At 66.4% G+C, this 25,268-nt stretch carries 21 protein-coding genes; 9 read left to right on the plus strand and 12 right to left on the minus strand.

What is annotated here, in order from left to right; all coding sequences use genetic code 11:
• Positions 1–150: 150 nt before the first annotated feature.
• From AC1ROD_RS07520 to AC1ROD_RS07530, 3 genes are all read right to left on the minus strand, one after another.
• A complete protein-coding gene (locus tag AC1ROD_RS07520; protein ID WP_492947618.1) occupies positions 151–2,658 on the minus strand; it encodes a glycoside hydrolase family 3 protein in 2,508 nt (835 codons plus the stop codon).
• The gene (manD, locus tag AC1ROD_RS07525; protein WP_492947619.1) at positions 2,652–3,914 is read right to left on the minus strand and encodes a D-mannonate dehydratase ManD; all 1,263 of its coding nucleotides are present in this window, start codon (positions 3,912–3,914) and stop codon (positions 2,652–2,654) included. Before manD ends, AC1ROD_RS07520 begins: the two co-directional genes overlap by 7 nt.
• 184 nt (positions 3,915–4,098) lie before the next feature.
• Entirely contained in the window at positions 4,099–7,191 is a 3,093-nt protein-coding gene (locus AC1ROD_RS07530) for a TonB-dependent receptor (RefSeq protein ID WP_492947620.1), read from the minus strand.
• Positions 7,192–7,412: 221 nt separating this feature from the next.
• On the opposite strand from AC1ROD_RS07530, the gene AC1ROD_RS07535 reads away from it, so the two are divergent.
• Entirely contained in the window at positions 7,413–8,495 is a 1,083-nt protein-coding gene (locus AC1ROD_RS07535; protein WP_492947621.1) for an alginate lyase family protein, read from the plus strand.
• Between the two features lie 128 nt (positions 8,496–8,623).
• On the opposite strand, the gene AC1ROD_RS07540 is transcribed toward AC1ROD_RS07535, so the two are convergent.
• The 3 genes from AC1ROD_RS07540 to AC1ROD_RS07550 form a co-directional block, all read right to left on the minus strand.
• The gene (locus AC1ROD_RS07540; RefSeq protein ID WP_492947749.1) at positions 8,624–9,454 is read right to left on the minus strand and encodes an alpha/beta fold hydrolase; all 831 of its coding nucleotides are present in this window, start codon (positions 9,452–9,454) and stop codon (positions 8,624–8,626) included.
• Positions 9,455–9,612: 158 nt separating this feature from the next.
• The gene (locus AC1ROD_RS07545) at positions 9,613–10,305 is read right to left on the minus strand and encodes a DUF1275 family protein (protein ID WP_492947622.1); all 693 of its coding nucleotides are present in this window, start codon (positions 10,303–10,305) and stop codon (positions 9,613–9,615) included.
• A complete protein-coding gene (locus AC1ROD_RS07550) occupies positions 10,302–11,339 on the minus strand; it encodes a cupin domain-containing protein (RefSeq protein ID WP_492947623.1) in 1,038 nt (345 codons plus the stop codon). Before AC1ROD_RS07550 ends, AC1ROD_RS07545 begins: the two co-directional genes overlap by 4 nt.
• A 196-nt stretch (positions 11,340–11,535) precedes the next feature.
• Between AC1ROD_RS07550 and AC1ROD_RS07555 the strand changes: the two genes are divergently transcribed.
• Positions 11,536–12,069: a Dps family protein gene (locus AC1ROD_RS07555; protein ID WP_492947624.1), complete on the plus strand. Its 534-nt coding sequence runs from the start codon at positions 11,536–11,538 to the stop codon at positions 12,067–12,069.
• Between the two features lie 76 nt (positions 12,070–12,145).
• Here AC1ROD_RS07555 and AC1ROD_RS07560 read toward each other — a convergent pair whose 3' ends face one another.
• From AC1ROD_RS07560 to AC1ROD_RS07570, 3 genes are all read right to left on the minus strand, one after another.
• Positions 12,146–12,508 (minus strand): response regulator transcription factor, encoded by a 363-nt coding sequence (locus AC1ROD_RS07560; protein ID WP_492947625.1) that lies wholly within the window; start codon positions 12,506–12,508, stop codon positions 12,146–12,148.
• A gap of 65 nt (positions 12,509–12,573) precedes the next feature.
• The gene (locus AC1ROD_RS07565; protein ID WP_492947626.1) at positions 12,574–13,233 is read right to left on the minus strand and encodes a response regulator transcription factor; all 660 of its coding nucleotides are present in this window, start codon (positions 13,231–13,233) and stop codon (positions 12,574–12,576) included.
• Positions 13,230–15,125, minus strand: a complete 1,896-nt coding sequence (locus AC1ROD_RS07570; protein WP_492947627.1) for a PAS domain-containing sensor histidine kinase — start codon at positions 15,123–15,125, stop codon at positions 13,230–13,232. The genes AC1ROD_RS07565 and AC1ROD_RS07570 overlap by 4 nt, the downstream gene beginning before the upstream one ends.
• A 204-nt stretch (positions 15,126–15,329) precedes the next feature.
• On the opposite strand from AC1ROD_RS07570, the gene AC1ROD_RS07575 reads away from it, so the two are divergent.
• Genes AC1ROD_RS07575 through poxB form a run of 4 tightly spaced genes read left to right on the plus strand, consistent with a single transcriptional unit; the run spans position 15,330 to position 19,330 of the window.
• The gene (locus AC1ROD_RS07575) at positions 15,330–16,034 is read left to right on the plus strand and encodes an ATP-binding protein (protein WP_492947628.1); all 705 of its coding nucleotides are present in this window, start codon (positions 15,330–15,332) and stop codon (positions 16,032–16,034) included.
• Entirely contained in the window at positions 16,031–16,336 is a 306-nt protein-coding gene (locus tag AC1ROD_RS07580) for a UBP-type zinc finger domain-containing protein (RefSeq protein ID WP_492947629.1), read from the plus strand. The genes AC1ROD_RS07575 and AC1ROD_RS07580 overlap by 4 nt, the downstream gene beginning before the upstream one ends.
• A 48-nt stretch (positions 16,337–16,384) precedes the next feature.
• Positions 16,385–17,581, plus strand: a complete 1,197-nt coding sequence (locus AC1ROD_RS07585; protein WP_492947630.1) for an MFS transporter — start codon at positions 16,385–16,387, stop codon at positions 17,579–17,581.
• A 36-nt stretch (positions 17,582–17,617) separates the two neighbouring features.
• A complete protein-coding gene (gene poxB / locus AC1ROD_RS07590; RefSeq protein ID WP_492947631.1) occupies positions 17,618–19,330 on the plus strand; it encodes a ubiquinone-dependent pyruvate dehydrogenase in 1,713 nt (570 codons plus the stop codon).
• 604 nt (positions 19,331–19,934) lie between these two features.
• On the opposite strand, the gene AC1ROD_RS07595 is transcribed toward poxB, so the two are convergent.
• Positions 19,935–20,294, minus strand: a complete 360-nt coding sequence (locus AC1ROD_RS07595; protein ID WP_492947632.1) for a VOC family protein — start codon at positions 20,292–20,294, stop codon at positions 19,935–19,937.
• A 113-nt stretch (positions 20,295–20,407) separates the two neighbouring features.
• Between AC1ROD_RS07595 and AC1ROD_RS07600 the strand changes: the two genes are divergently transcribed.
• Positions 20,408–20,680: a helix-turn-helix domain-containing protein gene (locus tag AC1ROD_RS07600; protein WP_492947750.1), complete on the plus strand. Its 273-nt coding sequence runs from the start codon at positions 20,408–20,410 to the stop codon at positions 20,678–20,680.
• A gap of 4 nt (positions 20,681–20,684) precedes the next feature.
• Here AC1ROD_RS07600 and AC1ROD_RS07605 read toward each other — a convergent pair whose 3' ends face one another.
• Together AC1ROD_RS07605 and AC1ROD_RS07610 are read right to left on the minus strand one after the other, a co-directional pair.
• Positions 20,685–21,128 carry a VOC family protein gene (locus AC1ROD_RS07605; protein WP_492947633.1) on the minus strand — a complete coding sequence of 148 codons (444 nt, stop codon included), beginning with the start codon at positions 21,126–21,128 and terminating at the stop codon, positions 20,685–20,687.
• Between the two features lie 200 nt (positions 21,129–21,328).
• Positions 21,329–22,222 (minus strand): SDR family oxidoreductase, encoded by an 894-nt coding sequence (locus AC1ROD_RS07610; RefSeq protein ID WP_492947634.1) that lies wholly within the window; start codon positions 22,220–22,222, stop codon positions 21,329–21,331.
• A gap of 154 nt (positions 22,223–22,376) precedes the next feature.
• On the opposite strand from AC1ROD_RS07610, the gene AC1ROD_RS07615 reads away from it, so the two are divergent.
• Together AC1ROD_RS07615 and AC1ROD_RS07620 are read left to right on the plus strand one after the other, a co-directional pair.
• Positions 22,377–24,464: an amylo-alpha-1,6-glucosidase gene (locus tag AC1ROD_RS07615; RefSeq protein WP_492947635.1), complete on the plus strand. Its 2,088-nt coding sequence runs from the start codon at positions 22,377–22,379 to the stop codon at positions 24,462–24,464.
• Entirely contained in the window at positions 24,461–25,267 is an 807-nt protein-coding gene (locus AC1ROD_RS07620) for a glucose 1-dehydrogenase (protein WP_492947636.1), read from the plus strand. Before AC1ROD_RS07615 ends, AC1ROD_RS07620 begins: the two co-directional genes overlap by 4 nt.
• Position 25,268: the final 1 nt, after the last annotated feature.

The following is a 25,268-nucleotide window of genomic DNA, read 5'->3' on the forward strand; positions in this document are numbered from 1 at the left end:
GATGACCGCTGTTGGCGCCTTGCGGGCATCGGACGCCGGGACAATCTCGAGATCTTCGGATCGCTTCCGCTCGTGGCCAAGGATGCGACGACGAATCCATTGAGGACTTTGACGCGGTGTCCATCGTTGTCCCGAGGTCACAAGGCAAGATCACCCGGCTTGGCGTTCGCCCACCCGGCCAAAGCTATCGCAGGCCTTTGCAGGCGAAGCAGGCATCAGGCGTAGCTCATCAAATGACAACGTCATGCTGAGGGATGTCGTGAGGCGGATGGCGGAAACCCCTTCTGCCGTACCGGCTCCAAAACACGCGAGGGGAACAGTCAAGGTGGTCCAGCCTGGCTCCGCCTTCAGGGCCTCGCCGATCCGCACCCCGCGCGAGCCCAGCCAGAGGGTCGTGTCCTCCGCCGGAGCCCCATCGAGGTGATAGCGCAGCGTTAGGGCCAGACCCGCATCAAAGCGGGTCGGGGCACCTCCAATCACAGCTGAAGCCTCGCGACCGGCCGCAAACGTGAGGCGCCGCGCGGATTCCTGGGATTGGCCATCGACCGGCGTCAGGGTGACCCCGCCGCCGGGGCTCGACGCCGGACCGGGCGCTTCGACACGGAAGTTTCCGGTCTCGTCCCGCAACGTCAGGGCCCAGGGGGCGACGAAACGGCCGTTGGCGAAGAAGCGAGGCGGTCCTTCTGCATCGGGCGACAGGCCTGCATCTTCGGACAGGACGGGCGTGGGCGCAGAGGCGGCATAGGTCAGGCCATAGCCATAGGGGAACTGGGGGTCATAGTCGGGCTGGCCGACGTTCTGCGGCGGTTGGCCCGCGCTGCGGGGCCAGGAGAAGCCGAGGACGCCCTGGAAGTCGCGGCGGGGCTTGCCATTCCCGTCGCCGATCAGGACGTCGGCGACGCCCGCCCCCTCGGAACCGGGCAGCCAGGCGGCGACGAAGGCGTCCGAGGCGTTGATCTCCGGATTGGTCCAGAGCGGGCGGCCGGAGAGGAAGACCGAGACCGTCGGGATGCCCGCCGCCTTCAGCCGTTTCAGGGCCTCAAGCGAGCCCGTCGGACCAAAGTCGAGGGTGTCGAGGTCGCCGTAGGTCTCGGCATAGGGCGTTTCGCCGAAGACGACGATGGCGACATCAGGCTTCCCGGCGGGCGTGTCGGTGAAGGCGCCGTCGGGGCTGAGGGTCGCGGAACCGCCGCTCGCCGTGACCGCGTCGCGGACGCCCGCCCAGATCGAGGTCGCGCCAGGGAAGTCGGCGTTTGTGTTGCCCGTGCCCTGCCAGGAAATGGTCCAGCCGCCTGCCGCCTGACCGATGTTGTCGGCGGCCTCTCCGACGACCAACACACGGGCGTTGGCGCGGATCGGCAGGACGGCGTGGTTGTTCTTGAGCAGGACGAGGGATTCGGCGACGGCCTGTCGGGCCAGGGCGCGATGATCGGCTGAACCGATGACGGCGAAGTCGCCCTCGGCGGGGTTGGGAGCATCCAGGACGCCGACCGCGACCTTGACCCTCAGGATTCGGCTGACCGCCTCGTCGAGACGGGCGGCGCTGATCTCGCCGGATCGCGCCTCGGCCAGGGTGTTGTCGTACAGGGCCTTCCAGGCATTGGGGGCCATGAACATGTCGAGCCCGGCGTTGATCGCGGCGGGACAGCTATCGCGGCGACAGCCGGGGACGAAGGCATGGGCGTCCCAGTCCCCGATCAGCAGGCCGTCGAAGCCGAGCGGGCCACGGAGCACCTCCGTCAGCAGCGACCGGTTGCCCGTGTGCTTGACCCCGTTCCAGCCCGAGAAGGAGACCATGATCGACAGGACGCCCGCGTCGATGGCCTCGCGGTATCCTGACAGATGGATGTCGATCAGCTCGCGTTCGGAGATGACGGCGTCGCCCCGGTCGCGGCCGTCCAGCGTGCCGCCGTCTGCGAGGAAATGTTTGGCGGAGCCCATGACATGAGCGGGCGCGAGCGGCCCGCCGTCGGTCAACCGGCCTTGAAGGCCCTCGACGAAGGCACCGGCGTAGCTGCGCGCCACCTCCGGGTTTTCGGCAAAGCCTTCATAGGTGCGGCCCCAACGGTCGTCGCGGGGCACGGCGAGGGTGGGGCCGAAGGTCCAGTCTGCGCCGGTCGCGGCGACCTCGGCGGCGGTGGCCTTGGCGATCCGGCCGATGAGCTCCGGATCGCGAGTCGCGCCCAGGCCGATGTTGTGTGGAAACAGGGTCGCCCCGACGATGTTGTTGTGGCCGTGGACGGCGTCGACCCCGAACAACAGGGGGATGCGGGCGCCCGGCCGGGCCAGGGCGGCGGCGCGATAGGCGTGGGACAGATCGAGCCAGGCTTGGGGCGGGGATCGCTCGTCCCCGTTCGGTGAAGAACTGCCGCCCGCCAGGATCGACCCTATCGGGTATTGCGCAAGGTCGGCGGGCGTGATCGCTCCGATGTCGGCCTGGATCAGCTGCCCGACCTTCTCTTCGAGGGTCATGTGGGAAAGGATGTCGCGAACGCGGGTCTCGGTCGCGGGACCGGTCAGGGGCGCGGGGCTATGCGAGCGTGGCCAGAGGTCCCGATGGGCGGTCGCCCCGTCTGCAGTCTGGGCCTGGGCGGACTGGGCGGCCAACAGGGCCGCGGCCGCGAGCCCGGCCAGACATGTGAAGGAGCGAACTACCAATTGAACATCGTCCCGTCCTGAAGCCGGTTCACCGGCAGATAGGCGCGGCTGTAGGGATGGCGCGCGGCCAGGGCCTCGTCCAGATCGACGCCGAGGCCGGGCGCGTCGCCGGGGTGCAGCATCCCGTCCTCGAAGCCGTAGTTGTGCGGGAAGACGGCGTCCGTCTCGGGCGTCTGACGCATGTACTCCTGAATGCCGAAGTTCGGCGTCGACAGGCCGAAATGCAGGGCCGCCGCCATCGACACCGGCGACAGGTCGGTCGCCCCGTGACAGCCGGTCTTCACATGATAGAGGTCGGCCAGGGCCGCGATCCGGCGCAGATGGGTCAGGCCGCCCGCGTGCACGACCGTCGCCCGGATGAAGTCGATCAGCCCCTCCTCGATGAGGGTCTTGCAGTCCCAGATGGAGGAGAAGATCTCGCCCACGGCCAGAGGGGTGGTGGTGTGCTGGCGGATGGTGCGGAAGCCGGCCTGGTTCTCGGCGGTGACCGCGTCTTCCAGCCAGAACGGACGATACGGCTCCAGATCCTTGCCCAGCCGCCCGGCCTCGATGGGAGTCAGGCGATGGTGGACGTCGTGCAGCAGTTCAACGTCCCAGCCCAGGGCCTCGCGCGCCGCCTTGAACAGCTCCGGGACCATCCGCAGATAGCGCGGCGTCGACCATTCGTTCTCGGTCGGCAGGGCGGCGTCGGCGGGCTCATAGAACATCTTGTCGCGCGACACGCCGTAGGTGCTCTTCAGCCCCGGCACCCCCGATTGCAGCCGGATGGCGCGGTAGCCGAGGTCGCGGTAGCGCACCGCCTCCTGCACCGTCTCCTCGATCGTCGCCCCGTTGGCGTGGCCATAGACGGTTACCCCGTCGCGGCAGGCGCCGCCCAGCAGTTGGTACAGCGGCAGGCCCGCCACCTTGGCCTTGATGTCCCACAGCGCCACGTCGACGGCGGCAATGGCCGTCATCCCGACCGGCCCGCCGCGCCAGTAGGCGCCGCGGTACAGATACTGCCACATGTCCTCGATCCGGTGGGCGTCCTTGCCGATCAGCAGCGGGCAGACGTGCTCGGTCAGATAGGCCGCGACCGCCAGCTCGCGTCCGTTCAGGGTCGCGTCGCCGAGACCATAGGTCCCCTCGGCCGTGGTGATCTTCAGGGTGACGAAATTCCGCCCCGGCGAGGTGATCACCACCTTCGCATCGACGATCGTAGCGGCGGATCCCGTCCGCCGCGGCGTGATCTCGGTCGCTCTGGTGTGGACGGTCATCGGCAAGGCCCCTTGCAGTCTAACTTTGTCATTTCCGTCGAAGGGCGATCAGGCTGGACTCGAAGGTCGTCCACCGCCCTTGGGGTCACAGCGCCCGAACCGACTGCTCCGTCGCCCGTCACCGGGAAAAAGAGGAGGGCGACCGAAGTCGCCCTCCGTGCGCAGTCGGCAGGGGAGGCCTTCGTCAGAAGGTCGCGCGCAAGGTGACCTGGTAGGTCCGCCCGTCGTAATCGATACGCCGAGGCAGGTTGGGATCGGACTGGTACTCGGAGCGTGTTGCGTCGGTGAGGTTGAAGGCGTCCGCCGAGAGCGTGATCCGGTCGGTGATGTTGTAGGAGGCCGAGGCGTCGAGCTGGGACCGCGACTTCACCGTGCGGGCGTCACCGACGAAACTGTTGCCGGCGGCCAGGTCGTAATCGCCGCGCCAATTGTAGGTCAGGCGAATGCCGAACTTGTCGGTCTCGTAATAGCCGATCAGGTTCAGGTTCTTGCGCGAGACGCTCGGCAGGGTGATCGGAACCCCGGCCCCGGTCGTGCCCTCGATATCGATATAAGTGAAGTTGGCCGCGCCCCCGAAGTGGGACAGCCAGCCGGGCAGGAAGTCGAGGTTCTGCTGAACCGCCAGCTCCACGCCCCGCACGGTGATCGGGTCCTGGTTGGTGCTGCCGCTGGCCTGAACCTGGACGCCTGAGGCGGTCAGGCAGTTTGTGCCGGAGATGGTCAGCGGGCCGAGACCAAAATCGACGCCGTTGATCAGACCGTTCGACGGGCAGAGCACGGTCGGATCGACGATCGGCCCGATATAGCCGTCCACGTCCTTCTGATAGAGGGACACGGCGAACACCCCGCCCGGCCGGTTGTACCATTCCAGTGCCAGGTCATAGGCGTCGGAAGTGTAGGGCGACAGGTTCGTGGCCCCGATGGTGATCGTATAGGGCGAGTTGACGACCGCCGGGTCGGGCGTGAGGACCGAGGTGATCGGCACATTGTCGCGCGGCTGCGGCCGGACATAGGTTTTGTAGTAGGCGGCCCGCAGAACCAGGTCCTCGGTCAGACCGATCTTCACCATCGCCGACGGCAGCCAGTAGTCGTGATCGCTGCCGTAGCTGCGCTCGGTCACGGAGTGGTTCACCGCTCCGGCGGCGGTCGCCCGCACGGACGAACAGCCCTGGCAGTCCAGGGCGTCGATCGAGGTGTCCAGCCGCTCGTAGCGCAGGCCGGCATTCCCTGTGACGGTGAAGCCGAACAGATCGGTGTCGAACTTCGCCATCGCATAGGCCGAGAAGGTGTCGTTTGAGTTGGTGAAGTTGTTGTTCCAGTAGTTCGGATCCCAGTAGTTGTTGACCAGGCCGTAGGTCGTCAGGAAGACGCCGGTCGCGGGATCGAGAACGAACTGGTTGGTCACGCCGTTCGGATTGGCGGGTGTGCGCAGATTGGTGTTCACCGGCGTGATCGCGGCCAGAACCTGGGCGATATTCACCGCGCGCCAGGCCGAGGTGTAGCCGCCGGCCTGGCCGTTGAAGAAGTTGCCGATATAGGGATTGGCCTCCGACACCGACTGGGTCAGGCCCGCCAGATTGATGCCCATGGCGCTGTTGCGGGACCCGGAGGACTCGAACTTGGTGGACTCATAGCGCAGTCCGCCCGCGATCGACTTCAGGAAGGACCCGTGGAATTTGCGCTCCAGATCGAACTGGACGGCGTCCAGATCGCTGAGCGCCCGTCCATTGGTGCCCGTCACGCCGAAACGGTCGCCGGCGACAGTCGCCGCCTGGCCCGGCATGACCGCCCCCACCTGGGTCACCGAGTTGGCGGCGACCGGGATGGTATAGCCGCCCAACGGGATGTGGCTGGCGTTGGGCGTGATCAGATTGATCAGGAAGTTCGACAGGTCGGCCCCGCCGGTGAAGAGCGAGACCGTGTTTCCGTTCAGGCCCGCCGGCCCCAGGTTGCGGTTGGCGTTCTGGACGATGTCGAGCTCGATCTGATCAGCCTGGGCGTCTGCGCGCGAGATCGTGCCTTCCAGGGTCGCGTGCCAGTCGTCGTTGGTGAACTCCACCGTCGGATTGATGGCCCAGACCATCTGGGTGACGGGCTCGGACCGGACCGAGTCAAAGGTCTGGGCGTTCTCGGCCGAGAAGGTGTTGATGTAGGCCCTTCCATCGGAAGCGACATAGGGCGTGCCGAGGCTGGTGAAGTGGGTCACCGCGGACGTCGCGGTCAGCGCCGTGTTGGTGTTCGCCCCGGCGCCGGTCTCGATATAGAGAAGGTGGTTGGTGCCTTCGTCGAGCTGGCGCTTGGTATAGAAGCCCGTCAGGCCGAGCTTGAGCTCGTTTGTGGCCTGCCATTCGAAGCCCGCCGCCCCGGTGAAGACGTCGCCGCGGTTCTGGCGCACGAACTGACGCATCTGGCTGGGATAGTAGACCCCGCCCGGATACTGGGCGAGCAGGGCGTCATAGACCGGGTTCGAACCCGGCACGCCTTGGTTGCCGACCTGGATCGAACCCAGCCGGTTGGCCCAGGAGTTGACCGAGATCGAGTCCCGCCGGAAATTCTCTTCCTTGTAGGCCAGGGTGCCGAAGACGGCGAAGTCTTCCGTCAGATGGGCGTTGTAGCCGATCGTGTAGGACGGCGAGCCTTGGTCCCCGAGCTCATTGTACTCATAGGCCGCCTTGACGAAGCCACCGTCGCGACGCGACAGGGCCGGTGCGATCTTGAGGTCGATGAGCCCCGACAGGCCGCCCGCGACGTTGGACGCATCGGGCGACTTGATGATGGTGATGCCCGAGAAGATGTCGGAGTTGAACGCCCCGAGCGGCGTCGACCCCATGTTCGTCGATGTGCTCAGGATCGGGTCGGCGAAACCGGACCCGTTCAGGGTTGTCCGCGCGAAGGAGCCGGGAAGGCCTCGCAGGCTGATGGTGGCGTTGCGACTGTCGGCCTCGCGGTTGATCTGCACGCCCGGCAGTCGCTGGATAGCCTCGCCGACGTTGAGATCCGGAAAACGGCCCAGGCCGTCCGAAGAGATCGAGTCCGTGATCTGGTCTGAGCTGCGCTTGGTCTGCAAGGCGCTGGCATAGGCGCCCCGGAAGCCGGTGACGACGACTTCTCCCACCGTTGCAGGCTCGTCCGTCGAGGCGTCCGGCGCTGGGGAGGCGGTCTGCGGCGCCTGAGGCGTTCCGCTGATCTGGGCCGCCGCGCCGCCGGCGAAGCCGAGTGAGCCCACAAGCGCAAAGGCGCTGACGGCCCCCAGAAGGAGTGTCCGTTCTCTGATCATGTTTCCAACCCCGTACCGCTCTCAATCGACGGCTGATCGCGACCTTACGGTGTTCTTGGAAGTGGTCAAGCCAATTGCAAAACCGGTCTGCCAATTTGGTCAGGCCGATTGACCGAGCCCCTCGGCCTGAATACCGTCAGTCCGTTCGTGGCCCCGCCTTGAGTGCAAACATTCGCTGTCCACGGTCCTTCGTCGGTGAGCTCAGACAGGAAATCTCGGCAATGAAAGCGTCCCTGGCGGTCCTGGTGATCGGCCTTCTCGTCCCTACGCAGGCGCCCGCTGAGGACTATGCGATATTCAGCCCGCGAGATGTCGCTGCGCTTCCGGCAGAGCGCAGCTCACCGGCCGCTGGGGCGACGATCGCGAGCGCAGAGGCCGCGCTGGCGCGCACGCCCGGGCCGCTAGCCGTCGTGCATACCGAAGGGACGCTGCCGGGGCAGGGCATTCGCGACGAAAGCCTCGTCGCACGGCGCGACCTGCCGACGATGCTGGACTTTGCGCTCGCCTATCGCCTGACGGGCGATCGCAGGTACCTCGACGCCGCGAACCGGTTCCTGCGCGTCTGGGCCGACACCTATGTCGTGTCGCTGAACCCGATCGACGAAACCAACTTCGACGCCATGATTCTAGCCTATGACCTGACGGAACCAGACCTGCCGGCCGAAACGCGACAGGCCATGGACGGCTTCTTGCGAAACCTCGCATCGGGCTATCTCGACGCGATGGACGGGGCGCCCAAGCATTTCTACACCAACTGGCAGAGCCACCGCATCAAGATCGCCGCCTTGGCCGCCTTCCAGCTTGGTGACGCACGCCTAATCGAACGGACATTCGAAGACTACCAGAAGCATGTCGCGGCCAACGTCCTGGCCGACGGGACGGTGTTTGATTTCTACGAGCGCGATGCGATCCACTACGTCCTGTACAATGTCGACCCTATGATGATGGCCGGCCTGGCGGCCCAAGCGCATGGTCTTGACTGGTTCGACTGGAAGAACGCCTCGGGGACCGGCGTATCCTCGGTGATCGACTGGCTCGAACCCTACGTCGAGGGTGTCAGGAGCCATCAGGAGTTCGTTCATTCGCGGATCGAATTCGACGCCCAGCGCTTGGCGGCTGGCCAGGCCGAATATGCAGGCCCGTGGCGACCCGAGCGGGCCGTCAACACGCTCGCGCTCGCCAGCCTGCTCGACGACCGCTATTCGCCGCGGCTGCAGGCGCTGCTCGCCACCACGGACCGGCGCCCGCCAGCATGGGTGACGCTGTACCGGAACGCCCGCAGCCCTGAAGGCGCGGTCAGCTGATCGCCGCGTTGGGATGAAGCCGTGGAGAAGCCGCTCCGTGTAACTCACCGTAGCCTACAGAAATGTCCGCCCTCAAACCCCACGACGAGAAGCCGCCCCATCTCGTCGATGGAGCGGCCACTTCGGTCCTAGCCCTGGATGAAGGCGAGCAGGTCCGGGTTGATGACGTCGGCGTGGGTCGTCAGCATGCCGTGCGGATAGCCGGGATAGATCTTCAGCGTGCCGTTGGGCAGCAGGGCGGCGGCCTTTACCGAGGCGTCCCTGTAGGGGACGATCTGGTCGTCATCGCCCTGCAGGACCAGGGTCGGGACGGTCATGACCTTCAGCTCTTCCGTGAAGTCGGTTTCCGAGAAGGCCTTGATGCCGTCGTAGTGGGCCTTGGCGCCGCCATTCATGCCCTGACGCCACCAGTTGTCGACGACGCCCTGAAGCGTCGTCACGCCCGATCGATTGAAGCCGTAGAAGGGACCGGAGGCGACGGCCTTGTAGAACTCGGCCCGGTTGGCGGCGAGGCTGGCGCGGAAGCCGTCGAAGACCGCGATCGGGGTGCCCTCGGGATTGGCCGCCGTCTGGAGCATCAGGGGCGGCACGGCCGAGACCAGCACCGCCTTGGCCACCTTGCCGGCCCCGTGCTTGACCACATAGCGGACGACCTCGCCGCCGCCGGTCGAGTGACCGATGTGGATGGCGTTGGTCAGGCCGAGGTGTTCGTAAACAGCGGCGGCGTCGGCCGCGTAATGGTCCATGTCGTGGCCGTCGGAGACCTGGCTGGACCGGCCATGACCGCGCCGGTCATGGGCGACGACCCGGTAGCCCTTCAGCACGAAGAACATCATCTGCGCGTCCCAGTCGTCCGAGCTCAGCGGCCAGCCGTGGTGGAAGACGATGGGCTGGGCGTCCTTCGGGCCCCAGTCCTTGTAGAAGATCTCGACGCCGTCGGCGGTGGTGACATAGCTCATGGTCTTGTCCTCGGAGATGGGCCCGGAAGCGGGCCGTGGGGTGGGAGAGGTCGCCTCCGCTTTCGCGGCGGACAGGGTAAGGCCTGCGAGGGCCGCGCCGCCGATCAGGATCCGACGTCTGTCGGTGATCGCGATCGGGCGGGTATCGGGGGAAGGGGTCATGGGTTGTCGTCTTCCTGTTGATTGGAGGTGTGGACGGCGTAGCCGAGGCAGATCAGCAGCACGGCGGCGGGCAGCAGCGCGCCCCAGCCCGGATGGGCCGCCATGACCAGAGCCCCGGCCAGGGCGCCGGCGGGCAGGGCGAGGACGATCCAGACCCGGACCCACCGCTCGCCCCGGATCCCGTCGGCGATGTCCTGCATCAGGCCGGTCAGCGTGCCCGTGACGAAGGTGGTCGAGATGTTGCGATCGACCCCGGCGCGGCGGGCGGCGGCCGTCTGCACCGCCATGGCGGCCGAGGACACCGCGATCACGGCGATCTGCAGTCCGAAGGCCGGAGCGGCTCCGCCATGCACCCGCCAGACAAAGAAGGTGGCCAGTTGCAGACCGAAGGCGACCGTCAGCAGGGCCAGCACTCCACCATGCGGCGCCCGGCGCGGATCGCTGAACCGGAAGGCCAGCAACAGGGCGAGGGCGAAGGTCAGGATCGCCGTGGTCGCGCCGAGGAAGGTGTGCAGCCAGGTGCTGCGCTGGAACAGCGACAGCAGCACCAGATTGCCGGTCATGTTGGCGGTGAAGATGCCGCCCAGGGCCAGAAAGGCGAAGGCGTCGGTGGCGCCCGTCGCGAACGACAGCATGACCAGCACCGGTCCCGGCTCGCCGACCGGAAGGGGCGTCGCGGACCGGTTCACGAAACCGGATCCGCGGGGTTGAGCTTGGCGACGATCAGGGGATCGATGGCGGTGAATGGAAACTCGGGCAGGGCGTCGGGCGTGACCCCGAAGGTTGCCGCCAGCACCTGCGGCGACAGGGCCGAGGCCGCCAGCCGGTATCCGATGTCGCCGGGCGTCGCCTGATCGAAGAAGACGAGGAAGTGGATGTCGTCGCCCAGCACCTCGATCTGGTGCGGGTAGGCGCGCGGGATGAAATAGGCGTCGCCCGGCTGCAGCAGATAGGTGTCGGCGGAGCCGTCAGGATCGAGGATGGTCATCCGGGCATTGCCCTTGTGGACGTATCCCATCTCGGCCGTGTTCGGGTGCCAGTGCGGCTCGCGCATGCCCTCGTCGGGGATGCGGATCGAGTACATCGAGACGTCCTTCAGCGTCGGCCAGAACTGGGTGCGTGACACGCGGGCCTCGCCGTACGGGAAGTCGATCGAGGGCGTTTCGGCCTCGATGTCGAACTTGTGCGGATTGACGAAGCCGGCGGTCGAGGGGATTTCGGCGGGACCTTCCCGGCGCACCAGATACGAAGAGCTGGTGTCGCGACGCAGGTTCGAGAACTCCGCTGCCGGCAGGTCATAGGTGTTGCCCAGGACCGCGTCCGACATGGCCCCGAAGGCGCCGTGCAGCGAGAAATCCTCGGGCTTCTCGTGGGTGAAGACGATGATCAACTCGGCGTCGTCGTCGCCGACGTTTTCGATCGCGTGAAGGGATCCGCTATCGACATAGAACATCTGGCCGGCCGCGACGGTGAAGACGGAAACGGCGTCGGCGTTGTCGACGATGGTGATCAACACCGTACCCGACAGGCAGCAGGCCAACTCGTTGGCGTTGGCGTGCCAATGGGCCTCGCGGATGGCACCGCGCTTCATGACCAGCCGTTTCATCGACATGCGCTTCAGGATCGGAAAGCTGTCGACCGTGAGCCGACGGACCGAGCCCAGTTCGGCGTCATAGACGGCCTCGGCCTGGAGCAGGGAACGGACGTGGCGGGATGGGGACATGGCGGACACTCCTGTGAAGGGAGGCCGGGTTCGGTGGTGGAGCCCGGCGATGTCCTGACGCTAGGCCCCGCTCCGGGGGCGGCTCAATCAACCGAAGGTATGTCAAACCTTGGTATGACTTGGCCGGATCGACGGTGGGATTAGGTAGGGGGTCATGGCCGTCAACCGGCGACCACAGCCAATGGAGGAGCCGACCATGTCAGACCTGAAAGCCGCCGCCGAGACCCGCCAGCGCCCGCTGCGCACCCCGACCGACCTGAAGCCCGAAGCCACGCGCGATATCTCCGCCGCGCTCAGCGCCCTCCTTGCGGATGTCTTCGCCGTCTATCTGAAGACCAAGAATTTCCACTGGCACATGAGCGGCCCGAACTTCCGCGACTGGCATCTGCTGCTGGATGACCAGGGCGACCAGGTGTTCGCCATGACTGACCCGATCGCCGAGCGCGCCCGCAAGATCGGTGGCACGACCATCCGCTCGATCGGCCAGATCGCGCGCCAGAGCCGCATCCTCGACAACGACGCCGACTATGTCGATCCGAAGGACATGCTGTCGGAGCTGCGCGAGGACAATCAGCAACTGGTCGCGGCCATGCGCCAGGTTCACGACGTCTGCGATCAATACGGCGATGTCGCCACCGCCAGCCTGCTGGAGAACTGGATCGACGAGACCGAACGCCGGACCTGGTTCCTGTTCGAGATCACCCGCGCCGCGCCCGGCGTGAACTACTGATCCCGGCGAAGACGAAACAGGCGGGCGTCGGAAACGGCGCCCGCCTTTTGCTGTCCGGAGATCGGCTTTGAGGACGTCAGGGGGTGATCTGATGCTCGAGGCAGGTCAGGAAGTCGGCGCCGAGGGGCTTGGCGAAGAAGCCGACGGCGCCGCCCAGGAGCGCCATGTCGCGCACCGCGGGGGTGGGAAAACCCGTCACCACGATCACCGGGCAATCGGGCCTGAGGGCGCGCAGCCGGCCTTGGAGCTCCAGTCCGCTGATCTCGGGCATGTGGATGTCGGTGATCAGACAGGCGGTGGTCGAACTGGCCGGTGAGTCCAGAAAGGCGAGGGCGGACCCGAACGTCTCCACGGGCAAGCCCAGCGAGCGGACGAGACTGGCCGTGGCGCCGCGGCTGCCGGCGTCATCATCGACGATCGAAACTGAAATCCTGGACACGCGAACTCCTCGCGGCCGAAGCCGCAATCGGCCTTCCTTATCGGCCCGCTATCGGATGGGCGCGATCATACGGAGGTATAACGCGAGGCGTCCGTCGCCCGACCGCCCAACAGTTCGGCCATTCGCACCAGATCGGCGAGGGACTGGGCCTGCATCTTTCGCATGACGTGGCCGCGGTGGATCTTGACCGTGATCTCGCTGAGCCCGAGCTTGCCGGCGACCTGCTTGTTCATCAGGCCCGCGGTGACCAGACCCATGACCTCGCGCTCGCGATTGGTCAGGGCGGCGTAGCGCTGCTCCAGATCCTCGGACTGGGATCGGCTGGCCCGGCGTTCGGTATCGGCGGCGAGGGCGGCCTCCACCGCCGCGAGCAGGGCGCCGTCATCGGTGGGCTTGGCGAAGAAGTCGACGGCCCCGGCCTTCATGCCCCTGACCGTCATCGGGATATCGCCGTGGCCGGTCATCAGGATCACCGGTATGCCGATCTCGATATCCTTGAGCCGGGTCTGGAACTCCAGCCCGTCGTCGTGGCCCAGACGGATGTCGAGGAGGAGGCAGGAAGGGCGCGAGGTCGACACCTCTGAGAGAAAAGCCTCAGTGGTCTCGAAGGTCTGGACCTCGTGTCCGGCCGACCGCAGCAGGCTGGACAGGCCGCCGCGCACTTCGGCGTCGTCATCCAGCACATAGACGACGGGCGCTTCGAGAGGGGCGGTTGGAGCGGTCATGCGGCTTCCGGTGTGGCGACGGGCAGGAGGATGACGGCCGATGCGCCGCCGCCGGCATTGTTGGTCAGGCTGATCTGACCATGGTGGGCCTCGATGATCGAGCGGCAAATCGACAGTCCCATGCCCAGACCGTCGGCCCTGGTCGTGGCGAAGGACTGGAACAGGCGACCCGCCTGCTCGGGTGCGATTCCGGAACCAGTGTCGCGGACTTCCAGTCGGACGTGGCCGTCATCGACGGCCGAAACGGACAGGGTGAGGCTTCGTTCGCCCTCCGGTGTCGCCGCCATGGCCTGGACGCCGTTCATCAGCAGGTTGATGACGACCTGCTGGAGCTGCACCCGGTCGCCCGTGATCTCGGGTAGGTCGGCGGCGATGTTCTCCCGGTACAGGACGTCGCCGGCGCGCAGCTCGCGCTCCAGCAGGGCGCCGGCCTCGGCGGCCGTCGCGCCTAGCGACAGGCGGGCGGTTTGGCCCTGGCCCTGTTTGGCCAGGCTGCGCACCCGGCCGATCACCTCTGTGGCGCGGCGACCGTTGGCCATGATGTGTTCGATACAGTCGGAAATCTCGGCACGGTCCAGCGGTTCGCGCGACAGCCAGCGGCGGCCGGCCTCGCCATAGGTGACGACGGCGGCAAGCGGCTGGTTGACCTCATGGGCGATCGAGGCCGCCAGTTCACCCAGCATGGAGATGCGCGAGGCGTGCGACAGCTCCGCCAAGGTCTCGTTGAGCCGGGCCTGCATCCGGTTGCGCTCGGTCAGATCGAGGGCGGTGATCAGGACCCGGTCCCAATTGCCGTCACTGTCGGGAACGGTGACCCGGATCAGGACCTCGACGGGCTCGCCGGTCAGGGTCTGGTAGAGGGTTTCGAGTTCCACCTGCCGGGCTCCGGCGTCCACGGCGGCGAGAGCGCGGGCGAAGGCGGCTTCGGTGGCGGGGGTGAAGCTGCGGGCCAGGCTATGCCCAATCAGATCCTCCCGGCTTTCGGCCTTGAAGAGGCGGACGGCGACCGCATTGATGTCGAGGATGGTGACCTCCCTGACCATCTGGCGAACCAGATCCGGAGCGCCGGTCAGATGCGCCTCCAGATCGGTCACCCCCTCCTGCTTCAGCTTCAGGATCGCGCGGCGGATAACTGACCAGTCGGCCTCCCAGATGGCGAAGCCAGCGGCGTTGAAGATGCCCTGGTAGCGGCGATCCATCAGTCGCTGCTCGGTGACGTCAGCGCTGGTCTCGATGATCTCGCGTCCGCGCGTGCCCTGCCGGGCCGACCAGCGGCTGGACAGGATCAGACGTTCGCCGTCCTTGCGGGTCCGGACGATCTCACCGGACCAGGCCCCTTCGGCCGCGATGATCTCGTCGATACGGGCGCGGGGCAGGGGGAGTTCTGTCCTGAGCAGCTCCTGGCATCGCGCCCCCAACGCCTCCTCTCGCGAATAACCGAAGAGTGCGGCGGCGCCGTCGTTCCAGTAGCAGACGGTGTCCGAGTCATCGTTTCCCGCCTCGTGGATGATGACGGTGTCGTGGGTCAGGTCGAGAACACGGGCCTGCGCCGCAAAATTCGCCTCCGCCGAGCGCGTTCGAACGGCGAGGAAGGTGATGATGGCGATCGCCGACAGGCTGACGGTCAGCCGCACATGGCTGCTGCTCCACGGCTCGCCGAGATGATCGGGCAGGAAGGCGATCAGGGTCAGGGCCGCGCAGCCTGCGCCCGTCCAGAGGATGCGCGTCCGGCCGCTGCCGTTGGCAACCAGCAGGACAACCGCCGTGTAGAGGACCGCGACCGCGCCGCCGAGGCGCGTCAGCGAGTCGACCAGGAAGATGGCCACCGCGATCAGCACCGGTACTGCGAACCGAAGGACGGCGGACGATGACGCTCCGGGGCGATTGCTCAACGATGTGCCCTCCTGCACGCGATCCGAGGGGGCAGGCTTAGCCATTCCACCCCCCGTCGTCCACGGCTGCAGCTGCGGCGGGCACTATACCAAGGTATCCTTGGCGAGCCGCTCGGGACCGCGCATCCATAACCGTCACCACGACGCAGGTTCACAGGACGGGGAAGCGACATGCCGGCCCAGTATCAGATGACGAGAGGCCCAATGCCGCAGGTCGGCCGCGGTCCCGCGATGGGCTGGGAGCGTGACATTCATCTCAGCGAGGCGGCCCATGATCTGGCCAACCTGCTTCAGATCCTAAGCAGCAGTCTCAATCTGATGCGGCGCGAGATCGAACAGCCGGATCGGGTGCGGGCGCGGCTCGCGACCGCGATGAGCGGCGTCAGCCAGTGCATGTCCCTGAGCCGGACCCTGTTCGCCGCCGCACCGGTCGAGGCCGACGGCGCTGTGTTGCTGCAGTCCGTGATCGAGAGCCATCGGCCATTGTTCGAACTCGCGGCTGGACCCGATATCGATGTCGAGGTGAGGTCGCCCGCCGATCCGCTCTGGATCCATATCGACCGGACCCGCCTGGAGCGCGCCCTGCTCAACCTCGTCATCAATGCTGCACAGGCCATCGACGGGCCGGGGCATATCCGGGTCACGTGCCACGCCGAGGACGACAAGGTCGTCCTGTCGGTCGAGGATGACGGGCCGGGCTTCACCGTTCAGACCACGGTCCATGCGCTCGATCGCCGCTTCACCACCAAGGCCCGCGGTTCCGGGTTGGGTCTCGCCTCTGTGGATGCTCTGGCGAGGTCCGCAGGCGGCGAGGTCGCTCTGGACCGGTCGGATCTCGGCGGAGCCTGTGTTCGCATGACCCTGCCGCGCCGGCGGACCGTGGGCGGTCTCGAAAGGACGACGTCATGAGCGACGGATGTGGACACCTGTCGACGGTGCGAACGGTCACGCCCAGCGCCCGCGGCTGCGAGGACTGTCTGAAGACCGGCGATGTCTGGCTGCACCTGCGGCTGTGCCGGTATTGCGGCCACGTCGGGTGCTGTGACCAGTCGCCCAACCGACACGCCACCGCTCATTTCCACGCGACCGGCCATCCGATCATCGAAGCCTATGATCCGCCTGAGGGGTGGGGCTGGTGCTATGTCGATGAGGTTTTCGTCGACCTGCCTGACCAGACGCCCCAACTCGGCCCGATCCCCCGCTACTACTGAACGCCGCAGCGGTCTTTCCACCTCCCCCGAACCCAGACTGTGATCCCCATGGCCCAGGCCGATATCGACACATCCACCACGACGGGGCTGACGCGCGCCACCCTCTTCGCCATGGCTGTCGCGGCCGGGCTGGCGGTGGCGAACATCTATTACAACCAGCCGATGCTGGGTCTGATGGAGCGAGACCTGCCGGGCCAGCTCACTCGCTTCACCCCGACGGTGACCCAGCTCGGCTACGCCCTTGGCCTATTCCTGCTCCTGCCGCTGGGCGATCTCGTTGAGCGCAAACGGCTGATCGTGATCCAGTTCGCCGTTCTGGCCCTGGCGCTCGCGGCGGTGGCGATCGCGCCCGGCGCGGCGCTCGTGATCGCCGCCTCGCTCGTTGTGGGGATCGCTGCGACCGTTGCCCAGCAGATCGTGCCCTTCGCCGCCCATCTGTCCGCGCCCGAGAAGCGCGGCGCGACCGTCGGTACCGTCATGGCCGGGGTCCTGTGCGGCATCCTCCTCAGCCGCACGCTCGCGGGCTTTGTGGCGGCCCATGCCGGATGGCGCGAGATGTTCTGGCTGGGCGCGCCGCTGGCGGTGGTCGCCGGCGGCCTCATGCTGGTTGTTCTGCCGGTCAGTCGTCCCGAAACTCAAGCCGGGGGGCGCTTGTCCTATCCGGCTCTGCTCAGGACCCTGATCCATCTGTGGCGCGAGTTCCCGGCCCTGCGGCGGGCCGCTTTAACCCAGGCCCTGTTGTTCGGCGCCTTCACCGCCTTCTGGACTATTCTGGCGCTGCGGCTGCAGGAGCCTCGCTTCAACCTCGGCGCCGATATCGCGGGCCTGTTCGGCATCGTGGGCGCCGTCGGCATCCTGGCCGCGCCGATCGCCGGCCGGATCGCGGATCGCAGCGGCCCGAATCGGGTCATCGCTCTGGGCGCGGTCCTGGCTCTGGTCTCATGGGTCATCTTCGGTCTGTGGACCTCGATCCCCGGTCTGATCGTCGGCGTGATCCTGCTGGACTTCGCGGTGCAGAGCGCGCTCGTCTCCAATCAGCACGTCGTTTACGCGCTGCGGCCCGAGGCGCGGGCCCGGCTCAACACCCTGTTCATGGGGTCGATGTTCCTCGGCGGCTCTGCCGGTTCGGCTCTTGCGACCCTGGTCTGGGGCGCGGCGGGATGGACCGGTGTCAGCGTTCTGGGCGTTACCTTCACCGCTGTCGCCGCCGTTATCCAGATCATCGACCTCAGACGCCGCGCCTGACCGCGCTTACAGACCTCGCCCCAAAGGACCTGAGCCATGACCACTGTCGCCGACCTGATCGCAAAGACCCTCGGGGCGGCGGGGGTGAAACGCATCTGGGGTGTCACCGGCGACAGTCTGAACGGCCTGACCGACGCCTTGCGCCGGCATGATCAGATCGACTGGATGCACGTCCGCCACGAGGAAACCGCCGCCTTCGCCGCCGGCGCCGAGGCGGCCGTCACCGGCGAACTGGCCGTCTGCGCCGGCAGTTGCGGCCCGGGCAACCTGCATCTGATCAACGGCCTTTTCGACTGCCACCGCAACCGGGTTCCCGTGCTGGCCATCGCCGCCCACATCCCGTCGTCCGAGATCGGCTTGGGCTATTTTCAGGAGACCCATCCGCAGGAGCTGTTCCGGGAATGCAGCGATTATGTCGAGCTTGTCTCCAACCCGGCCCAGATCGCCGGCGTCCTGGCCCGCGCCCTGAACACCGCCATCGGGAAGGGCGGGGTGGCGGTCATCGTCCTGCCGGGCGACGTAGCCCTGTCGGAGGCTCCGGTCGATGCGCTCGACTGGCGCGCCCCTGCACGACCACGCACGGTTCCTGCGGCGGCGGATATCGCGCGAGCGGCGGACATCCTGAACGGCGCCGACAAGGTCGCCATCCTCGCCGGCAGCGGCTGCGCCGCCGCCCATGATGAGGTCCTGGCCCTGGCCGAGGCGCTGCAGGCGCCGGTGATCCACGCCCTGCGCGGCAAGGAGCATGTCGAATGGGACAATCCCTATGACGTCGGCATGACCGGGCTGATCGGCTTCCCGTCCGGCTATGCGGCCATGAAGGACTGCGACGCTCTCGTGATGCTGGGCACGGACTTTCCCTATCGCAACTTCTATCCGGCGAAGGCGAAGATCATCCAGATCGACCGCGATCCCGCCGCCCTGGGCAAGCGGGCGCCGCTGGCCCAGGGGGTGATCGGCGATGTGTCCGAGAGCGTCGCGGCCCTGTTGCCCCTGCTGAAAGGCGACCGCTCCTCGCGCTTTCTGGAGGCGAGCCGCAAACACTATGCGAAGGCCCGCGACGGGCTTGATGACCTTGCCCGGCCGTCAGCGCGCGGCAAGCCGATCCATCCGCAATTTCTGGCTGCAACGGTCAGCCGGCTGGCTTCCGACGATGCGATCTTCACCGCAGATGTCGGCACCCCGACCGTCTGGGCCGCCCGCTATCTGACCATGAACGGCCGCCGGCGCCTGCTGGGTTCGTTCAATCACGGCTCCATGGCCAATGCGATGCTTCAGGCCATCGGCGCCCAGGCGGCGGCCCCGGAGCGTCAGGTGGTCTCCCTGTCGGGCGACGGCGGCTTCACCATGATGATGGGCGACTTCATCAGCCTGACCCAGCTGGGTCTGCCGGTGAAAATCATCGTCTTCAACAACGGCTCTCTGGGCTTCGTGGCCATGGAGATGAAGGCCGCCGGCTTCATCGACACCGGCACGGACCTGAAAAACCCCGACTTCGCCGCCATGGCGTCCGCGATGGGCGTCACCAGCTTCCGCGTCGAGGACGCCGACGATCTGGAAGCCGCCCTCGCCGCAGCCCTCGCCCACCCCGGCCCCGCCCTGGTCGACGTCGTGGTCGCGAGCCAGGAACTTGTCATCCCGCCCAGCATCAAGATCGAACAGGCGAAGGGCTTCGGCCTCTATGTCCTGAAGGCGGTCATGAATGGCCGGGGCGACGAGGTTCTCGATCTGGCGCGGACGAACCTCTGAAGGCGGACAACCCATCCGGACCGTGTGGTCGAACCGCCTGGAGGTTCAGTCTGCCATCGGGCCAGCGCTGTCCGCTTTGAGCGCAAAAGGGCTCTCCTCGTGTCGACGGAGGCGCCTTCGCGCACGGCGAATGTCGTCTTTCCGGCGGGCTGATAAGGTCTGCTTCTGGCGCTCCCCAGATGTCCGGAATCGCAAACGCTCTGTATCGAGAGCGGGCTTTCTCCGTGCACTGGTAACCGGGTGCTCGCCCTTCATGTTCAGGGGGAGTGACCTTGATCAGTCTCGTTACAAAGAAGGCTCGTATCGTTCGACAGTGTCAGAGCATGGGCTTTGATTTCGAAATCCTCGGCCAGCTTGACGAGTTCGGCCTTGATATTGGGGTTGGATGACAGTGCCGCGGCCCTGCGGCACTTCTCGGCCTTGGCTCGGCATGAGTCCGGAGTCAGACGTTCACGCATAGGCGAATGATAAGGGAAACTACCTACTTCGCCACTCTCCGAAATGTAAAATCTCCCGACTTTTCAGCGCTGCGGGAAGCGGCGCGGAAGAGCGCGGGGGCAGACCAGACTGACGCTCCAAACGTGCGCCACGGATCGACAGCGGCTCACCGGCTGGACAGGAAGAACGTGTTCCCGTCGGGGTCCTGAAAGTAGACGTGAGGAAATGGCTTCGACACCGGTGGGCCGAGGAACTTCACGCCCCTCGCTCGAAGCCGCTCGTATTCGTGGTGGACGTTCTCACATCCGAAAGAGCCGTTGAAGAAGGTGCCCACCCTGTCTTCCTGGCCGCTGGGCGTGAACAGTAGCAGCCCGGTCTGCGCGCCCGGGATCGTGAGTTCGATCCACCGCCTGTCTTCAACGGGTCGATCCGTCGCGATGATGAAGCCCATGACGTCTGTCCAAAAGGCCAGCGCGAGATCCTGATCGCGGGTCGGAATGCCGACGTAGTTGAGCTTTCTGATCATGGCTGCACGGCTTGTCGCTTACGGTCGAAATTGCCGGCCAAGAGAGCTGTGCTAGAGGCTTTGGCATGAGCACCAAGCGATATGCCCTGGATCGATATGTTCTCGACACGCTCATGCGAGACTTGGTGGGGCATGACCGAAGAGCGTCCGCTTTTCTGGTTTACCTCGCCTTGTGGGCCGCCTCGGAAGACGGGGTTCCTCGACTTAGTCATGCGCAACTCGCCGAGCGAACGGGGCTGTCCAAACGTAGCGCACAGGAGGCCGTGCGGCATCTTATTGCAAGAAACCTCCTGCAAGCGTCCCGACCCGGTCACACCGAGGTGACACGCTACGAAGTTCTGAGCCCCTGGCAGGGACATCTCGTTGACCCCTCAAAGGCAGGATGAAGACTCAGCGGGGCTGCCACAACTCGATTTTCGTCCCATCGGGATCCTGGATCCACACGAACCTTCCGAACGCATCCTCATCATTCCGGTCGAGGATCGGCACCCCCATCGACTGAAGCCTTTCAATCATGGCGTCCATATCATCGACCGTGAAGTTGACCATGAACTCGCGCGTCGACGGCGCCATGTGATCGCTGGTCTCGGGAAAGGCCATCCAGGAGACCGCCGGAGGATGGCTGGAGTCGGTGTAGCCCAATGCGGCTCCGCCCCATGCCGCAACATCGACCCCCAATGCGTCCCGATACCAGCGCGCGAGCGCCGCAGGGTCCTTGCTCTTCACGAAGACGCCGCCAATGCCTGTCACATGACCGGGGGCTTCAGCCATGACGGGCGCCTGACAGGCGAGCGCGACGATCAATACCGCCGCCCTGAGCTTCCACAAAGACATGATACATCCCGAACGATCCGGATTGAGACTGTGGGCCAAGCCCTTGGCCAAGTGATAGAGGGGCCAAGCCGGATCGGCTACAATCGCAGCGATTGCTATAGCATCTGTTGTGCCCGCCAGGGCGTACGGCTTCGAAGCCGAACGCCCTGGATGTCACCGCGCCATCGTCAATCTCTCTTAGGGTCTTGGGCGCTGAAGGTTCAGGCGATGCCGGCGCCGCCCGTCACCCCATAGACCTCGCCGGTGGTGAAGCTCGATTCCTGCGACGCAAGCAGGACATACACCGGCGCGATCTCGACCGGCTGGCCCGGACGGCCGAAGGCGCTCTGCTCGCCGAAGGTCATGACCTTCTCCGGCGGCTGGCCGCCCGAGGACTGTAGCGCGGTCCAGAACGGGCCGGGCGCGACGACATTGGCGCGCACGCCCTTCTCGATCAGTTGTTTGGCGAGGGCCTTGGTATAGGCGACGATGCCGGCCTTGGTCGTGGCGTAGTCGAGCAGGATGGCTGACGGGTCATAGGCCTGGACCGAGGCCGTGGTGATCACCGCCGAACCGGGCTTCAGATGCGGAACCGCCGCCTGGGTGATCCAGAACATGGCGTAGAGATTGGTCTTCATCGTCACGTCGAAATCCTTCGAGGTGACCTCGGCGATCGACTCCCGAGCCTGCTGATGGCCGGCGTTGATGACGAGGATGTCGAGCCCGCCCAGCCCTTCGACCGCCTTTGAGACGAGATCGCGACACCAGGCCTCGTCGGTGATGTCGCCGGGCAGGGCTATCGCCTTGCGGCCCTCGGCCTCGATCAGGGCGATGACATCGTCGGCGTCGGTGCGTTCGCTCGGCAAATAGGCGATGGCGACATCGGCCCCTTCCCGGGCATAGGCGATGGCGGCGGCGCGACCGATGCCGGAATCGCCGCCCGTGATCAGCGCCTTGCGGCCGGCCAGCTTGCCCGAACCCTTGTAGCTGGTCTCGCCATGGTCGGGCTCGGGATCCATCTTCGCGGCGAGGCCGGGAACGGGCTGCGGCTGTTTGGGAAACGGCGGCTTGGGATACTGCTCGCGCGGATCCTGCATCGTCAGACGGTCGGCCATGGATTTTCCTTGAACACGGGGAGCCGTCTCAACGCCCGCGAGGCCATCGCGTTTCACAGGGCGCGTAGTAACCCGACGGCCGTTTGAAGCGTCTTCAGGTCTTGTGCGTTGGAAGGTCTCCGCCGGCCTGGCTTGCGTATCGATGGAGCCAGACATGGTCGACGCCCCCTTCATGACCGAGGTCACCCAGCCCATCCTGATCAAGGACGGGCCGTTGTTCCTCGGGACTTGTCCGGATGCCGGCGTCCCGGCCGGCAGTGACGCCGGGGTCGGGCTGTTCCATCGCGACACCCGCTATCTGAGCCGCTACGACCTGACGCTCGGCGGCCGTCCTCCGCTGGTCCTGATGTCCAGCGCCGCCCGGGGCGATGAGGCCGTTCATCAACTGACCAACGATGAGATCGCCCAGACCGACGGCCGCCCCCTCGACGCGCAGTGTCTGGGGCTGCGGCTGACCCGGCGCGTGTCCGGCGAGGGCCTGACCCTCGTCGATGCGATCGCGCTGCGCAACTTCACCCTGGAGCCGATCCGGTTCGAACTGGCCGTGACGATAGACGCCCTGTTCGAGGACGTCTTCGAACTCCGTGGATCGGAGGCGAGGGCGAGGGGACCCCTGAGAACGGTCGAGACGGCGGAGAAGAACCTCGTCTTCCGCTATGTCGGGGCTGATAAGGTCGAGCGGGTGCTGACGGTTGTCCTGGGTCGGGAGGCTCGGGTCACAGCGCGTGGCAGCGCCAGGACGATCGCCTTCGATCTCGTCCTGGAGCCGCAACAGGTCGAGACCTTCGATCTGACTTTCACGGTCGAGGAGGTCGGGGCTCCGAGCCGCGCCCGCCCGCCGTCTCCGCCGGTCTATGACGGGGTCAGGGTCACCAGCGACAACGCCAGTCTGGACCGGTTGCTCAAGCGGTCGTTCGCGGATCTGGCCATGCTGCTGACCGAACTGGAGGAGCCTTTCATCGCCGGCGGTCTGCCGTGGTTCATGGCCCCGTTCGGTCGGGACAGCCTTCTCGCGGCGCTGCAATCCCTGCCGTTCGATGCGCGCCCGGCCGAGGGAGTGTTGCGCCTGTTCGCCCGGCATCAGGGGCGTGAAACCGTCGCCGAAACCGGCGAGGAGCCCGGCAAGATTCCGCACGAGCACCGCGTCGGCGCGATGGCCAATCTGAAAGAGATCCCGCACCGGCCCAGCTATCTGTCGATCGATGCGACGCCCCTGTTCCTGATCCTGCTCGGGCGTCACGCCGAATGGACGGGATCTCTGGACCTGTTTCACGAGTTGCGGCCGTCCGTCGATGCGGCCCTGGACTGGATGAAGGTACGCAGCGCCGCCGATCCCAGCGGTTATCTGACCTACGACCGTGAGAACGACGACGGCGTGATCCACCAGGGCTGGAAGGATTCCATGTCCGGCGTACCCCGCGCCGACGGCAGTCCTTCCGAGGGACCCATCACCCTTAGCGAGGTGCAGGGCTACGCTTGGCGCGCACGGCTGCTGATGGCCGACCTCCTGTGTCAGGCGGGCGAACCCGCTTTGGCGAAAGGGCTCGAGACGGAAGCAGCCGCATTGCGCGAGGCCTTCAATCGCGACTTCTGGATGGAGGGCGAGGGCTGTTTCGCCCTCGGTCTCGAGATTGGCGGGCGACAGCTCGATGTGGTCTCTTCGAACGCCGGCCAGGTGCTGTGGTCGGGTATCGCCGACGACGACAAGGCAGCGCGCACGGCCGCACGGATGATGCGGCCGGACATGAACGGCGGCTGGGGCGTGCGCACCCTCTCGGCCGAGGCGGCGGCCTACAACCCTTTGAACTACCACCTCGGCAGCGTCTGGCCGTTCGACAACGGTCTGATCGCGGCGGGGATGAAGGGCTACGGTCTCGACGCGCCGGCCGTCGCCCTGTTCGACGCCCTGATCGAGGTCTCCGGCGCCTTCGCCATGGGGCGGCTGCCGGAGTTCTATATCGGCTTCGACCGGGAGCCCGGCGTGTTTCCCGCCCGTTGTCCGTTCGCCGAGCCGCTGCAGGCCTGGTCGGCGGGAGCCGCGCCCTATCTCCTGACCGAGCTGATCGGCCTGCGCGCCGGTGAGGACGGGCCTGAACTCGTCGAGCCGGCCCTGCCCACCGGCGTGAACGGGCTCGACATCAAGGGCATCCGGGTCGGAGCGCGCCGGTTCGACGTTCGGGTGATCCGGGACGACGGCGGCGTCGTATCGGGAACCGTCACAGCCTCGGAGGGCCTCGCATGAGCCAGAAACCGCTCGCCGGCCAGAGGGCCGTCGTCACCGGCGCCAGTTCCGGCATCGGCAAGGCCATCGCCCTGGCCTTCGCCGAAGCGGGCGCCGCCGTCGCGGTCAATCACCATAGCGACGCGGAAGGCGGCGAGGCCGTCACCGCCGAGATCATCGAAAAGGAGGGGAGGGCCGTCTCGGTGGGCGGCGACGTCTCCAAACCCCGTGACGTGCAGAAGCTGTTCGATGCGGCCGACGCCCATTTCGGCGGGGTGGACATCCTCGTCGCCAATGCGGGCGCCCAGGCCGATGCGCCCTTTCTGGAGATGACGCTGGAGGACTGGAGAAAGGTCATCGATCTCGACCTGACCGGCGCCTTCCTCTGCGCCCAGGAAGCGGTCAAACGCTTCCGGCGTCAGGGACTGGAGCCCAACCGGTCGAAGGCTCTGGGCAAGGTCCTCTTCGTCACCTCGGTCCATCAGCGCATCCCCTGGGCCGGCCACGCCAACTATGCGGCGGCCAAGGGCGGGGTGAAGATGTTGATGGAGACCATGGCCCAGGAGCTGGCGGACCAGAAGATCCGGGTCAACGCCATCGCGCCGGGCGCCATCAAGACCCCGATCAACAAGGCCGCCTGGGACACGCCCGCGGCGGCGCGGAAGCTTCTGAAGCTGATCCCGTATGGACGGATCGGCGAGGTCGAGGATGTCGCGCAAAGCGCGGTCTGGCTGACATCGGATGCGGCGGACTATGTCGTCGGGACCACCCTGTTCGTCGATGGCGGCATGAGCCTCTATCCAGACTTCCGCGGTGGCGGCTGAC

The organism is Brevundimonas sp. GW821-FHT12E07, from assembly GCF_058807035.1.